Source organism: Pseudomonas sp. LARHCG127 (assembly GCF_052871455.1).
Genome location: NZ_JBIXJT010000006.1, coordinates 259,608 through 273,184 on the forward strand (window position 1 = coordinate 259,608; position 13,577 = coordinate 273,184).

At 61.1% G+C, this 13,577-nt stretch carries 14 protein-coding genes; 10 read left to right on the forward strand and 4 right to left on the reverse strand.

Annotation, left to right across the window (positions count from 1 at the left end; all coding sequences use genetic code 11):
- The 3 genes from ACIPQ1_RS12905 to ACIPQ1_RS12915 all read left to right on the forward strand — a co-directional run.
- A partial coding sequence (locus tag ACIPQ1_RS12905; RefSeq protein ID WP_446534276.1) for a hypothetical protein occupies positions 1-247 on the forward strand: 247 nt, incomplete at its 5' end.
- A 261-nt stretch (positions 248-508) separates the two neighbouring features.
- Positions 509-2,167: a nitrite/sulfite reductase gene (locus tag ACIPQ1_RS12910; RefSeq protein ID WP_186706674.1), complete on the forward strand. Its 1,659-nt coding sequence runs from the start codon at positions 509-511 to the stop codon at positions 2,165-2,167.
- Complete coding sequence (locus ACIPQ1_RS12915) at positions 2,151-2,645, forward strand: DUF934 domain-containing protein (RefSeq protein ID WP_123413203.1); 495 nt, start codon at positions 2,151-2,153, stop codon at positions 2,643-2,645. The genes ACIPQ1_RS12910 and ACIPQ1_RS12915 overlap by 17 nt, the downstream gene beginning before the upstream one ends.
- 315 nt (positions 2,646-2,960) lie before the next feature.
- On the opposite strand, the gene sohB is transcribed toward ACIPQ1_RS12915, so the two are convergent.
- Positions 2,961-3,992 (reverse strand): protease SohB, encoded by a 1,032-nt coding sequence (sohB, locus tag ACIPQ1_RS12920; protein ID WP_434705790.1) that lies wholly within the window; start codon positions 3,990-3,992, stop codon positions 2,961-2,963.
- A gap of 226 nt (positions 3,993-4,218) precedes the next feature.
- On the opposite strand from sohB, the gene ACIPQ1_RS12925 reads away from it, so the two are divergent.
- From ACIPQ1_RS12925 to ACIPQ1_RS12940, 4 genes are all read left to right on the forward strand, one after another.
- Positions 4,219-4,929, forward strand: a complete 711-nt coding sequence (locus ACIPQ1_RS12925; protein ID WP_411385024.1) for a histidine phosphatase family protein — start codon at positions 4,219-4,221, stop codon at positions 4,927-4,929.
- A 51-nt stretch (positions 4,930-4,980) separates the two neighbouring features.
- Positions 4,981-5,295 carry an SCP2 sterol-binding domain-containing protein gene (locus tag ACIPQ1_RS12930; RefSeq protein ID WP_207961865.1) on the forward strand — a complete coding sequence of 105 codons (315 nt, stop codon included), beginning with the start codon at positions 4,981-4,983 and terminating at the stop codon, positions 5,293-5,295.
- Positions 5,296-5,509: 214 nt separating this feature from the next.
- Positions 5,510-7,228: a hydrogenase maturation protein gene (locus ACIPQ1_RS12935; protein ID WP_446534238.1), complete on the forward strand. Its 1,719-nt coding sequence runs from the start codon at positions 5,510-5,512 to the stop codon at positions 7,226-7,228.
- A gap of 153 nt (positions 7,229-7,381) precedes the next feature.
- Positions 7,382-8,245: a LysR family transcriptional regulator gene (locus tag ACIPQ1_RS12940; protein WP_446534239.1), complete on the forward strand. Its 864-nt coding sequence runs from the start codon at positions 7,382-7,384 to the stop codon at positions 8,243-8,245.
- Positions 8,246-8,481: 236 nt separating this feature from the next.
- Here the strand turns inward: ACIPQ1_RS12940 and ACIPQ1_RS12945 are convergent, their stop codons facing one another.
- Positions 8,482-8,715 (reverse strand): YdcH family protein, encoded by a 234-nt coding sequence (locus ACIPQ1_RS12945; protein WP_186706669.1) that lies wholly within the window; start codon positions 8,713-8,715, stop codon positions 8,482-8,484.
- A gap of 217 nt (positions 8,716-8,932) precedes the next feature.
- Between ACIPQ1_RS12945 and ACIPQ1_RS12950 the strand changes: the two genes are divergently transcribed.
- Entirely contained in the window at positions 8,933-9,454 is a 522-nt protein-coding gene (locus ACIPQ1_RS12950) for a DUF4142 domain-containing protein (protein ID WP_250965924.1), read from the forward strand.
- Positions 9,455-9,552: 98 nt separating this feature from the next.
- On the opposite strand, the gene ACIPQ1_RS12955 is transcribed toward ACIPQ1_RS12950, so the two are convergent.
- Both ACIPQ1_RS12955 and ACIPQ1_RS12960 read right to left on the reverse strand, forming a co-directional pair.
- Positions 9,553-10,338 (reverse strand): pyrroline-5-carboxylate reductase family protein, encoded by a 786-nt coding sequence (locus ACIPQ1_RS12955; RefSeq protein WP_411385027.1) that lies wholly within the window; start codon positions 10,336-10,338, stop codon positions 9,553-9,555.
- Positions 10,328-11,032 (reverse strand): TetR/AcrR family transcriptional regulator, encoded by a 705-nt coding sequence (locus tag ACIPQ1_RS12960; protein WP_250965922.1) that lies wholly within the window; start codon positions 11,030-11,032, stop codon positions 10,328-10,330. The genes ACIPQ1_RS12955 and ACIPQ1_RS12960 overlap by 11 nt, the downstream gene beginning before the upstream one ends.
- A 454-nt stretch (positions 11,033-11,486) precedes the next feature.
- On the opposite strand from ACIPQ1_RS12960, the gene choW reads away from it, so the two are divergent.
- Complete coding sequence (gene choW / locus ACIPQ1_RS12965) at positions 11,487-12,335, forward strand: choline ABC transporter permease subunit (protein WP_446534273.1); 849 nt, start codon at positions 11,487-11,489, stop codon at positions 12,333-12,335.
- Entirely contained in the window at positions 12,332-13,555 is a 1,224-nt protein-coding gene (choV, locus tag ACIPQ1_RS12970) for a choline ABC transporter ATP-binding protein (RefSeq protein ID WP_446534240.1), read from the forward strand. Before choW ends, choV begins: the two co-directional genes overlap by 4 nt.
- Positions 13,556-13,577: the final 22 nt, after the last annotated feature.

Below are 13,577 nucleotides of genomic sequence, written 5' to 3' on the forward strand. Positions count from 1 at the left end.
TCCTTTGCCGGCTAATGCTATTGTACAGTCAGATATTTTTCGACTGACACCCCGCTATCGCGAGCAAGCTCGCTCCCACATTGGCTACGGCGTTGACGACAAATTATTGGTGACTGACCCAGAACACTGCGGTACCCACCACCAGGATAATCAGGAACAAAATGGCCCAGGCATCAACAGTACTGTCGCTTTTCCTTGCTTTGGTCGGATTGCTCATTGCATCGCCTCTTGTCGGTTTTGTAGGTGATTGCATAGGGACTCGACCACAGTTAAGACGATGATTGCCCGTACGACAAATGTGGGTTAGGCAATAATCAGTCTCATTAGTCGATTTGGTTCTTTACATATACTCAAACATCACTTTTGCGCATAACTCAAAACAGGTATCTTGCACCGGCTCCTCTAGGAGTGCGCGGCCGTGCGCGCAGAATTGCCGAGGCAGAACCCGATTCCAGCGAGCCAACATGCAGCTGTTTCTGATCGGCCCAAGCCTGAGACCGAGACTTATATGTACGTATATGACGAGTACGATCAGCGAATCATCGAGGACCGCGTCAAGCAGTTCCGTGATCAGACCCGACGCTATCTGGCAGGCGAGCTGAGCGAAGAAGAATTCCGCCCTCTGCGCCTGCAGAATGGCCTGTATATCCAGCGCTTCGCCCCGATGCTGCGCGTGGCCGTGCCTTATGGCCAGTTGACCTCGCGCCAGGTGCGCAAGCTGGCGCAGATTGCCCGCGACTATGACAAGGGCTATGCACACATCAGTACCCGGCAGAACGTCCAGTACAACTGGCCGGCCCTGGAAGACGTGCCTGAGATCCTGGCCGAACTGGCCACCGTGCAGATGCACGCGATCCAGACCAGCGGCAACTGCCTGCGCAACGTCACCACCGACCAGTTCGCCGGTGTCGCGGCCGACGAGTTGATCGACCCGCGGCCGTGGTGCGAAATCGTTCGCCAGTGGACGACGTTCCACCCGGAATTCGCCTACCTGCCGCGCAAGTTCAAGATCGCAATCAACGGCTCGACCTCGGACCGTGCGGCCATCGAAGTCCATGACATCGGCCTGGAGACGGTCTACAACGCCGCCGGCGAGCTGGGCTTCCGTGTGCTGGTGGGCGGCGGCCTGGGGCGTACCCCGGTGGTCGGCGCGTTCATCAACGAGTTCCTGCCGTGGCAGGACCTGCTGAGCTACCTCGACGCCATCCTGCGGGTGTACAACCGCTATGGCCGTCGCGACAACAAGTACAAGGCGCGGATCAAGATCCTGGTCAAGGCCCTGACGCCGGAAGTGTTCGCCGAGAAGGTCGAAGCCGAGATGGCTCACCTGCGTGGCGGCCAGACCACCCTGACCGAAGCCGAAGTGCATCGCGTCGCCAAGCACTTCGTCGACCCGCAGTACAAGGCGCTGGCCAATCAGGACGCCGAACTGGCTGCCCTCGACAAGGAACACCCGGGTTTCGCCCGCTGGCGCACCCGCAACACCCTGGCCCACAAGAAGCCGGGTTATGTCGCGGTGACCCTGTCCCTGAAACCGACCGGCGTCGCGCCGGGCGACATCACCGACAAGCAACTGGACGCCGTCGCCGACCTGGCCGAGCGCTACAGCTTCGGCCAACTGCGCACGTCCCACGAGCAGAACATCATCCTGGCGGACGTTGAACAGAGCCAGTTGTTCACCTTGTGGGGCGAGCTGCGCGAGCAAGGTTTCGCCACGCCGAACATCGGCCTGCTGACCGACATGATCTGCTGCCCGGGCGGCGATTTCTGCTCCCTGGCCAACGCCAAGTCGATCCCTATCGCCGAATCGATCCAGCGCCGTTTCGACGACCTGGACTACCTGTTCGACATCGGCGAGCTGGACCTGAACATTTCCGGTTGCATGAACGCCTGTGGTCACCACCACGTGGGCCACATCGGCATCCTGGGCGTGGACAAGAAAGGCGAAGAGTTCTACCAGGTCTCCCTGGGCGGCAGCGGTAGCCGCGACGCCAGCCTGGGCAAGATCCTCGGCCCGTCGTTTGCCCAGGACGACATGCCTGACGTGATCGAGAAGCTGATCGACGTGTACATCGAACAACGTACCCCGGACGAGCGCTTCATCGACACTTACCAACGTATTGGCATCGACCTCTTCAAGGAACGCGTCTATGCAGCGAATCATTAAGAACAACGAGGTCATCGACGAAACCTGGCACCTGCTGCCCAAGGACGCGAGTTTCGATGGCATCTCCAACTGTGACGACCTGATCGTGCCCCTGGCCCTGTGGCGCGATCATGCCCACGCCCTCAAGGCCCGCGACGGCGGCCTGGGTGTGTGGCTGGACGCCGACGAGGAAGCCGAGGAAATCGGTGATGATGCCAACCAGTTGCAGGTCATCGCCCTGAACTTCCCGGCCTTCACCGACGGGCGCAGCTACTCCAACGCACGCCTGTTGCGTGACCGCTATGGTTTCAAGGGTGAATTGCGAGCCATTGGCGACGTACTGCGCGACCAGTTGTTCTACATGCGCCGTTGCGGTTTCGACGCCTTCGCCTTGCGCGCCGACAAAGACCCCTATGAAGCCCTCGAAAGCCTCAAGGACTTCTCGGTGACCTACCAGGCCGCCACTGACGAGCCGCTGCCGCTGTTCCGTCGGCGCTGAAACCTGATACACAAAAAAGCCCTGATCCGGATGTACCGGTTCAGGGCTTTTTTGTTGATGGGTGATCGATGCCCAGCCCACCCCCGAACCACTGTGGGAGCGGGGGGGGGGGGGGGGGGGGGGGGGGGGGGGGGGGGGGGGGGGGGGGGGGGGGGGGGGGGGGGGGGACCGGGCGGGCCCACCCGCACCGGGGCTCGGGCAGGGGGGGGGTGTGTGGAGATGCAGTTTGTTTGGGCGCCGCGGTAGGGGGGCCACCCCCCCCCCCCCCCCCCCCCGCTCCCACAAGAGACTGGCGGTGCCCCTGCGGCCCTCGGATTACCAGAACCGTTGCTGGGTCAGGCGGCTCCACCAATTGAGCAGCACCCGATCCACCGAACCGCTGGCGGCCATGCCGATGCGTTCCTGCAGGCTTTTGCGTTCGGCGTAGTGCAGGTGGTACAGCTCGGCACCCTTGGCCCGTTCGGCCAGGTACTCGTCGCTGGTTTTCAGCTCGTCCACCAAGCGCTTGTCCAGCGCCGCGACACCCAGCCAGACTTCACCTGTCGCCACTTCATCGATAGCCAATTGCGGACGATAGTTGGACACGAAATTCTTGAACAGCTCGTGGGTGATGTCCAGGTCTTCCTGGAACTTCTCCCGGCCCTTCTCGGTGTTTTCGCCAAACACCGTCAACGTGCGTTTGTATTCACCGGCCGTCAACACTTCGAAATCGATGTCGTGTTTCTTCAGCAGACGATTGACGTTGGGCAATTGCGCGACGACGCCGATGGAACCCAGGATCGCGAAGGGCGCGCTGATGATCTTCTCGCCGATGCACGCCATCATGTAGCCGCCGCTGGCCGCGACCTTGTCGATGCAGACGGTCAGCGGCACGCCGGCCTGACGGATCCGCGCCAGTTGCGACGAAGCCAGGCCGTAGCTGTGGACCATGCCGCCGCCGCTTTCCAGGCGCAGCACCACTTCATCCTTCGGCGTCGCCAGGGTCAGCAGCGCGGTGATTTCATGACGCAGGCTCTCGGTGGCCGAGGCCTTGATGTCGCCGTCGAAGTCCAGCACGAACACCCGGGGCTTGGTTGCCGGCTTGTCCTTGTTTTTCTTCCCGGCCTTTTCAGCCTTGCCTTCGGCCTTGCGCAGCGTCTTGAGTTGATCCTTATCCAGCAGCGTCTGTTCCAGGCGCTCGCGCAGCCCCTTGTAGAAATCGTTGAGTTTGCTCACCTGCAACTGGCCGGCCGACTTGCGCCGCCCCTTGCTGCGCAGCGCAGCAAAACTGGCCAGCACCACCAGGATGGCGATCACCAGCGTCACGGTCTTGGCCAGGAAACCGGCGTATTCGATGAAAAACTCCACAGCAACTCCTTAAATGCAATGCGCCACTGAACGCAGGCGCGTAACGGCCCCAGCATACCCATGCGCCTGCGTCGCGGCCAGCCAAGAAACCTATGGTTACCTTGACGCGAGCGCGACAGGGCAAGGCTGCAACGGGCATTTCAAACAAGCGTATGTTTTATCATTGACAGCTCACCGCCATCCCCATAACCTCGCCAAACCTTCAACGTACCGGGATGACGCGGACGTGGGCAGTATCTATCTGATTCGACATGGCCAGGCCTCCTTTGGTGCGGACGACTACGATGTCCTCTCGCCCAATGGCGTACGCCAGGCGCAAGTGCTCGGCGGCCACCTCGCCGAGCTTGGTGTCGTATTCGATCGCTGCCTCTCGGGTGACCTGCGTCGCCAACAGGATACCGCCGTCGGCGCGCTGGGCCAGATGTCTGCCGCCGGCATGCCAGTCCCCGAGCTGGAAATCGACGCCGCGTTCAACGAGTTCGATGCCGACGCGGTCATTCGTGCCCTGCTGCCCGACATGCTCCCCGAGGAGCCCGAGGCGCTGCATATCCTGCGCAACGCTGCGCAGAACCGCGCCGAGTTCCAGCGCATCTTCGTGCTGATCGTCGAGCGCTGGCTCAGCGGCCGGTATGACCCGCCAGGCCTGGAAAGCTGGCTGGGTTTCGTCGAACGGGTCCAGGCGGGCCTGCAGCGCATCCTGGAACAAGCCGACAACACCCACAAGATCGCCGTGTTCACCTCCGGCGGCACCATCACCGCCCTGCTCCACCTGATCACCCGGATACCGGCCCGACAGGCCTTCGAACTGAATTGGCAAATCGTCAACACCTCGCTCAGCCACCTGAAATTCAGGGGCCGCGAGGTGGCCCTGGCTTCCTTCAACAGCCATGCCCACCTGCAACTGTTGAAGGCCCCGGACCTCATCACCTTTCGCTGAGTCCGGATTACTGTAGACCCTTGCTGTACCACCCAAATAAGGATCGAAACCATGACCTCCGTAGCCGACGCCGTACAAGCCATGAAAGCCAAGTTCAACCCAGCCGCCGCTGCCGGCCTGGACCTGGTATTCGGTTTCCGCATCGATGAATCCAAGCATTTCTCGCTGGTCGTCAAGGACAGCACCTGCGAACTGTTGGAAGGTGAAAACCCGGACGCCCAGGTGACCCTGGTGATGGACGCCGAAACCCTGGAAGGCATCGTCGACGGCAGCACCGACGGCATGCAAGCGTTCATGGGCGGCAAGCTGCGCACCGAAGGCGATATGATGCTGGCCATGAAACTGTCCGAGCTGTTCCCGGCCTGAGATTGAGTTCGCCCTCTTCACGAACCTTTCGATTGCAAACGAATCCCGCCCCCGTGGCGGGATTCGTGTTTCTGCCCTCCCTGATTCCCACCGCACACAACCTTGATCCCTGTCAGTTCCCGCTTCACCTGCAACCGCTAACGTAACGCTTCCATCAAGGCCAGGGACGGCTCATCGGGAGCCTGCGCCTGCGCATCTCAAGGAAGAGAGATTCATGCCCCCACTGAAGATCGTTCTGCTGTCCAGCGCCTTCAACGGCCTGACCCAACGCGCCTGGCTGGACCTGCGCGAGGCTGGCTATCGCCCCAGCGTGGTGCTGTTTACCGATGCGGCCTCGGTCTGCCGGCAAATCGAAGAAAGCGGCGCCGACCTGGTGATCTGCCCGTTTCTCAAGGATCGTGTACCCAAGCAATTGTGGCGCAACCCACGGCGCCCGGTGGTGATCATCCATCCGGGCATTGTTGGTGATCGCGGTGCCAGTGCCCTGGACTGGGCGATCACCCGGCAGCCTGATCGCTGGGGCGTCACCGCCTTGCAGGCGGTGGAGGAAATGGACGCAGGCCCCATCTGGGCCACTTGCGAATTCGACCTGCCCAAGGGCCTGCGCAAATCCGAGCTGTATAATGGCCCGGTCAGCGACGCGGCCATTCATTGCATCCGCGAGGTGGTGGAAAAACACCGCGACGGTTTCGTCCCGGTGCCGCTGGACTATGGCCGCCCTGACGTGATCGGGCGCTTGCAACCGAACATGACCCAGGACGATCGCAGCTTCAGCTGGCACGACAGCAGCGTTTTCATCCAGCGCTGCATCGACGCCGCAGACGGTCAACCCGGTGTGCTCGCCAGCCTGGCCGGCGAACAATTCTACCTGTACGACGCCCATCCGGATGTTCGCCATGGCCTGCCCGGCGAACTGTTGGCCGTGCGTGACGATGCGGTGCTGGTGGCAACAGGGGATGCAAGCCTGTGGATCGGCGCCCTGCGCCGCAAACCGCAACCCGGCGAACAGACTTTCAAACGCCCGGCGCGCCATGTCCTGTCGAACCGCCTCGAAGGCGTCCCGGTGCTCGACCGTTCCCTGGCCCGGCAGCCGTTCAGCGACGAGCCTTATCAACCTATTCGCTACCGCGAATGCGGCCATGTCGGGGAGCTGACGTTCGAGTTCTATAACGGGGCGATGAGCACGGAGCAATGCCAGCGCCTGGTGGCGGCACTGCGCTGGGCAAAATCCCGGGACACCCAGGTGCTGTTAATCCGGGGTGGACGCGGCAGCTTTTCCAACGGCGTGCACCTGAACGTGATCCAGGCCGCCGCCGAACCCGGCCTGGAAGCCTGGGCCAACATCCAGGCCATCGACGACGTCTGCCTGGAGTTGTTCAGCGCCCGGCAATTGGTGGTCAGCGGCCTGACGGGGAACGCCGGGGCCGGTGGCGTGATGCTGGCCCTGGCTGCCGATATCGTGCTGGCGCGCCACGACATCGTGCTCAATCCCCACTACGCGACCATGGGCTTGTACGGCTCCGAATACTGGACCTACAGCCTGCCCCGCGCGGTGGGTCCGGACATGGCCTGGAAACTCACCCAGGACTGCCTGCCCATCAGCGCCCTGGAAGCATTGCGCTGCGGCATGATCCAGGAGATCGGCCCGCGTTGCCCCGACGAGTTCGGCCTGTGGCTGCTGCAACGGGCCAACCGCGCACTGCTCGATCCGGCCTACGAAAGCATCCGGGTGCGCAAGGCCGAACGAAGCCTGGCGGCGATCCAGGCCTGTCGCAATGACGAACTCACACAGATGCGCCGCGACATGGTGGACGATCGCCACGGCTTCGCCGACAAGTGCCGTCGTTTCGTCTTCAAGCACAAGGCCTGCCGTACACCCGATCGCCTGGTTGCGCCTTGGGCACGGGCGGCACAGCCCCAAGCCGTCGAATAACAGCCAGCATCGAGACCATACTGCTCACTCAAGAACAACGATGCCCCCGTGGCGAGGGAGCTTGCTCCCGCTGGGCCGCGAAGCGGCCCCACGACGGTATCAGAGAGGCGCAGCAGCTCTTACAATGCCCGCTTCCCCCGCATCGGCCTGACCATGGACATCGACCTCGCCCGCACCTTCCTGGAAATCGTCCGCCACGGCAGTCTCGCCGCAGCGGCCGAGAAGCTGCACGTGACCCAGACGGCGATCACCGCCCGGGTCCAGAAGCTCGAAAGCCAGCTCGGCTGCGCGCTGTTCGTGCGCAACCGTGCCGGCGCGCGCTTGACCACCGACGGCGAGGCCTTCGTGGTCTACGCCAACCAGCTCGTGCAAACCTGGGAAGCGGCCCGCCGGGACCTGCCATTGCCCGAGGGCTATCGCAACGTCTTGCACCTGGGTGGCGAGGTCAGCCTGTGCAACCCGTTGATGCTGGCCTGGGCCGGAGCACTGCGCGAGAAAATTCCCGGCCATGCCTTGCGCATGGACATCCGCGACGGCGAAAAGCTGCTGCAGCAATTGGAGCTGGGGCTGCTGGATGCGGCGGTGGTCTATCAACCCGAATACTGGCCGCGCCTGCAAGTGGAACAATTGCTGGAAGAAAAACTCATCCTGGTGCGCCTGGCCGCCCGTCCCGAGCCCTACGTGTACATCGATTGGAGCGCGGATTTCCGGCGCCAACACGACACCGCGCTACCGGACAAGGCCAAGGCCGCGGTGACCTTCAACCTCGGTCCCCTTGCCCTGCAATACATCCTCGAGAATGGTGGCAGCGGCTACTTCCGCACACGGGTCGTGCAGAGTTACCTGGACAGCGGCATCCTGGAGCGGGTGCCCAAGGCGCCGGAGTTCAACTACCCGACCTACCTGGTGTATTCCAGGGACCGGGACTCGGCGGCGTTGCAGCAGGCGTTCGAAGTGCTGCGGGAGATCGTCAGGAGCGGTAGCGACTGGTCCCAGCGCTGGGATCCATTGACCTGACGGTCGGTCGTGCAAGGCTCCTTGGGTGGCGAGGGGATTTATCCCCGCTGGGCTGCGCAGCAGCCCTAAGACAGTGAACTCGATTTTCCTGACGCACCGAGTGGGCCGGTATGGGGGCCGCTGCGCAGCCCAACGGGGATAAATCCCCTCGCCACAGAGCACTAGTTCACTGTGCGACAGCGCAGCGGCGGGGACTTCCTCGCCACAAGAAAGCCCTCGGCACATTGCTGTCTGGGCTACCTCTGCATCCGCGCGGCGATCTGGTCCTTGATCTGAAGCCGTTCCTTCTTGAGTGTCTCCAGTGCATCGTCGGGCATTACGGCCGGGGGGCTCTCGGCCTTCACGACCTTGGCATCAAGTTTGGAATATTGCTTGATCAACGCATCGAGACTTTCATCCTCGCGGCGTTTTTTCAGGATGTCTTCTTCTGTGCACTTCAGATCCTGACAAAGATCATGGGACACCGGCATGGAGCACCTCCTTTGTTGGTTCGGTGGCAAGTGCTTTTCATGGCACTGCCTGTCACCAGCATGGCCTTGCCGGTCGGGTTCTGTCGACCGCCAATCCGACCAGCGGTGACCGTTCGTCGTACCGGATCGCTTGGCGATCAAACCTTTGCCCGGGCACAACCCTCCATTGATCAGAGACGACAAGAATCGCTCGTTCAACCTGTGTGGAGACTTACCTATGGACAGATTTACCCTGCGTCAACTCGGCCTGGCAGTTGCCCTGAGTACCAGCATGGGCATGGCATGGGCCGCGACTTCAAATGACTTTGTCGACAACGCGGCGGTCGGTGGCATTGCGGAAATCGAAACCAGCAAACTGGCCCTGGAAAAAAGCCAATCGGCGGACATCAAGACCTTCGCCAACAAGATGATCACCGACCACACCAAGGCCAACGAAGAGCTGAAGGCGCTGGCGAAAAAACATGACATCGAAGTGCCCGACGACACCACGCTGATGAAAAAAGCCAAGGGGAAAATCCTTGAGGTGCGCGATGAGTCCTTTGATGCGGCCTACGCCAACAATCAGGTCAAGGCCCACGAAGAAACCATCGAGCTGTTCAAGAAAGAAGCCAACACCGTTACCGACGACAAGAAAGCTGGCAACACCGAACTCAAGGCGTTCGCCCAGAAGATGCTGCCGGACCTGCAACATCACCTGGATGAAGCCAAGAAACTTCAGGCTGCTCACCCAAGCAAGTAACGGCAAGCCCGTCCCTTGAGCCGCCATAGGGCTCGCTCAAGAAAAAACGGCGCTTCTTCCGATAGAGGAAGGCGCCGTTTTTGTATCTCGAATTCTTATCAGGCCTGAAGCCCCTTGCGAGCCACTGCGGCACCGGCCTGCAACGCCCTGCCCACCTGCTCTTCGAAATCCCCCTGGCTCATCACCTGCAAGGCTGCGGCCGTGACGCCCCGATAAGCCACCAAGGCGTCGATCATCTGCTGGGGGTCGCGATTGGCCAACAGTTGACTGCTGTTGACCACGACATTTTTTGCGGCCATCTGCGCGATGTCGTCGGGTATGCCGGCCAGCATCGCTTGACGGGCCAGGGCCGTCATCAGCAAGGCCGCAAAGGCCGGGCCGGTGCCCGAGAGCGCAGAGAGGTAATCGATGAAGTCTTCTTGCTGGACTTCTGCCGCGGCGCCTACGCATTCGAACACACGCTGCACCAGGTTTTTCGTTGCCGCTCCTACCCCAGCCGAACAATGCCAAGGCGTAAAGGACTGCCCGATTTCCACCGCCGCGTTGGGCATCGCCCGCACGATCGCTGAAGCTGACGTCTGCGCGGCAATCATCTGGGCCGTAATCCCGGCCATCAATGAAATCACGGTTTTGCCCGTCGCATCGATGCCCAGGCTGGCGAAATGCTCGGGGCGCACCGCGATGATCACTACGTCGCTGCGATCCACCAACCCTTGGTTGTCCGTGACCAGGCGAGCGCCTTGTTCAGCCAACGGATGGTTGCCCGAGCGATTGGAAATGATCAGGTTCCCCGCCGGCACCAGTCCCTTGGCCAGGACCGCTCTGGCAATCGCGCCGCCCAACCACCCGGTGCCGCCAATGATCCCCAAGGTTTTATTGATCATCGGCATTGCCTTCGAAAGTGTCCGTCAACGGAACGAAGACCCCGGGCTCTTTTTCGGCATAGCCGAACTTCCCGTAGAAACGATCCAGCTCACGTGGCTTGGGGACTTTGCCGGTGAAGATGCTCACGTACTGCGGAATGCGCTGGAAGCGCACGGTGATCAACTCTGTGGTGTTCATGGTGATGTAGCCGATCTGCGTCAGGTAGATCGTTCGGGCCCGTGCATCAGCGCCTTGGGTGTCGTAGCCGAAGCGCTTGAACATGCTCGCCAGGGCATTCATGCGCTGCTCATCCACGACCGCCACCTCCTGGGCCACTTCAGCGGACTGAAGCGCCCAACTGCGCACGGCGAATTCAAATTGCGAGTCGAACAATTGCGGATTGAGCCAGCACTCGAACACATTCAGGATCGCCTCGGAAATGCTTTCGGCATAGCTTTCACTTTGCCGTATGAGCCCCCCTGTATTGGTCTCCCGCCAACGCGACAGCAATGCCGCCAGCAGTTGCTCGCGATCCTCGAAAAACCAGTAGAAGCTGGTGCGTGACAAGCCCAGGCGCTTGGCCAGCGGCATGACCCGAACCGCATCGATGCCCGACTCCTTCAGGGCCTCATAGGCCGCTTCCAGCCAACCCTCCGGCGAGCCCCGCCAGCCTGCGTCCTGGGCCTTGCCACGTGCCTTTCCTACCTGGGGCATCCTGCTTACCTTCTTCAATCATGCGTAGCGCGAATGTACTTGGATGACCGCTGAATGTACACCCAAGTACATTTAATCGACTTTTTTGACCCAGAAGTGGCGAATCATTGATGATAAAAACTCATGAGGCACTGACTTAAAATGGTTTGTCAGCCAAAGGCACCTGGATAACTATCTCCCACAGGCAACGGACTCCAAACCAAAACAACAACGAGCCGCCATTATGAATCTTGCAGTGCACTCTTCTGGAAAACCCTCGACATCCGGCCAAAGAAAGCCGGGGCGACTGGCGTTGTCACACGCTTCTTCTGTTACCCATTCCCTGCCCAAACTTCGATAACTGCTGACGCGACGCCTCGCACAGTCGTTTTGCGTTGCCTGCGAACCTGGCACGCGAAGCGGCGCCCGGGCGGTTGCTGGCATGCGGTTTCTTTCCATCAGCCGGATCAGTGATATGTGGATGACACAAGAGAAGCTTCCCCTGGGCGAACACATCGCTCGGTATGTCGAATGGTTGACTCAACATGGCGCCGGTATTTTCGACGCCATCTCGCTGTCGCTGTCGGGTGTGATCACCGCGTTTACCACCGCACTCCTGTGGTTCAACCCCTTGGCGTTGATCGCTGTTTTCGCCCTGCTCGCCTACTACATCCAACGCAAGGTGAGCCTCACCCTCTTCGTCACCTTCGCCTTCCTGCTGATCTTCGACCTCGGTTACTGGCAAGAGACCATGGAAACCCTTGCCCAAGTGACCTTCGCCACACTCGTTTGCGTGGTCATCGGTGTACCGCTGGGCATTGTTGCCGCGCACAAACCGATGTTCTACACACTGATGCGCCCGGTACTCGATCTGATGCAGACCGTACCGACCTTCGTTTACCTCATTCCTACGCTGACACTCTTCGGTCTGGGTGTGGTCCCGGGCCTGATCTCAACCGTGGTATTCGCCATCGCCGCCCCCATTCGCCTGACCTACCTGGGCATCCGTGATGTCCCCGAAGAACTGATGGATGCCGGCAAGGCCTTCGGCTGTTCGCGCCGCCAATTATTGGCGCGCATCGAACTGCCCCACGCCATGCCCAGCATCGCCGCCGGCATCACCCAATGCATCATGCTGTCACTGTCCATGGTGGTGATTGCCGCCCTCGTGGGCGCCGACGGGCTTGGCAAGCCGGTGGTCAACGCGCTGAACACCGCCGATATCTCGATGGGTTTCGAAGCGGGCCTTGCCATCGTGCTGCTGGCGATCACGCTCGACCGCATCTGCAAGCAACGTGAAACCCTGAAAAGAGGTGACGTATGAGCATCATCCGTTTTGAAGACGTCGACGTCATCTTCGCCGCCCGCCCGAAGCCTGCCCTGGATCTGCTCGACCAAGGCTTTTCCCGTCCGGAGATTCTTCAGAAAACCGGTTTGATCGTCGGCGTGGAGAAAGCCAACCTGGAGATCAACAAAGGTGAGATCTGCGTGTTGATGGGCCTGTCCGGCTCCGGCAAGTCCAGCCTGCTGCGCTGCATCAACGGGCTGAACACCGTCAGTCGCGGCAAACTGTTCGTCGAACACGAAGGCCGGCAGATCGACATCGCCGCTTGCACCCCCGCCGAGCTGAAAATGATGCGCACCCAACGCATCGCCATGGTGTTCCAGAAGTTCGCCCTGATGCCCTGGCTGACAGTGCGCGAGAACATCAGCTTCGGCCTGGAAATGCAGGGCCGCCCGGAAAAGGAACGGCGCAAGCTGGTGGATGAAAAACTCGAGCTGGTGGGCCTGACCCAATGGCGCAATAAAAAACCCCATGAGCTGTCCGGCGGCATGCAGCAACGGGTGGGCTTGGCCCGCGCCCTGGCGATGGACGCCGACATCCTGCTGATGGACGAACCCTTCTCCGCCCTCGACCCACTGATCCGCCAAGGCTTGCAGGATGAGTTGCTCGACCTGCAGCGCAAGCTGCACAAGACTATCGTGTTCGTCAGCCATGACCTGGACGAAGCCCTGAAGCTGGGCACGCGCATCGCCATCATGAAAGACGGCAAGATCATCCAGTACAGCAAGCCTGAAGAGATCGTACTGAACCCGGCCGACGACTACGTGCGCAACTTCGTCGCCCACACCAATCCGTTGAATGTGCTGTGCGCGAAAAGCTTGATGACCCCGCTGGGCCAGTGCGTTTTCGCCCGCGACGAATATTGCCTGGATATGGCTCAAAACCTGTGGATGGTGGTCACTGCGCAGCGTCATTTGAGCAGCGTGCGAAAAGGCGCCACGACCGCACACGTCCAATCCTGGAATCCGACCCAGGCCATCGGGACCTTGGCTCGGCAACCGACGTGCGTGCCGCCGACCACGACCATGCGCGACGCCCTGCAGATTCGCTACGAAACCGGCCACCCCCTCATCGTGCAGGACGAGGCCGGAACCCTCCTGGGCATCGTGGGCGACGGTGAACTGTATCGTGCATTGCTGGGGCATAACCTGTCACACCCGGTGCTTGCTGAACCCGCAGCAGAATCTTCGGTGGCGTAAGTCACGGCACGGCGTTGGAACA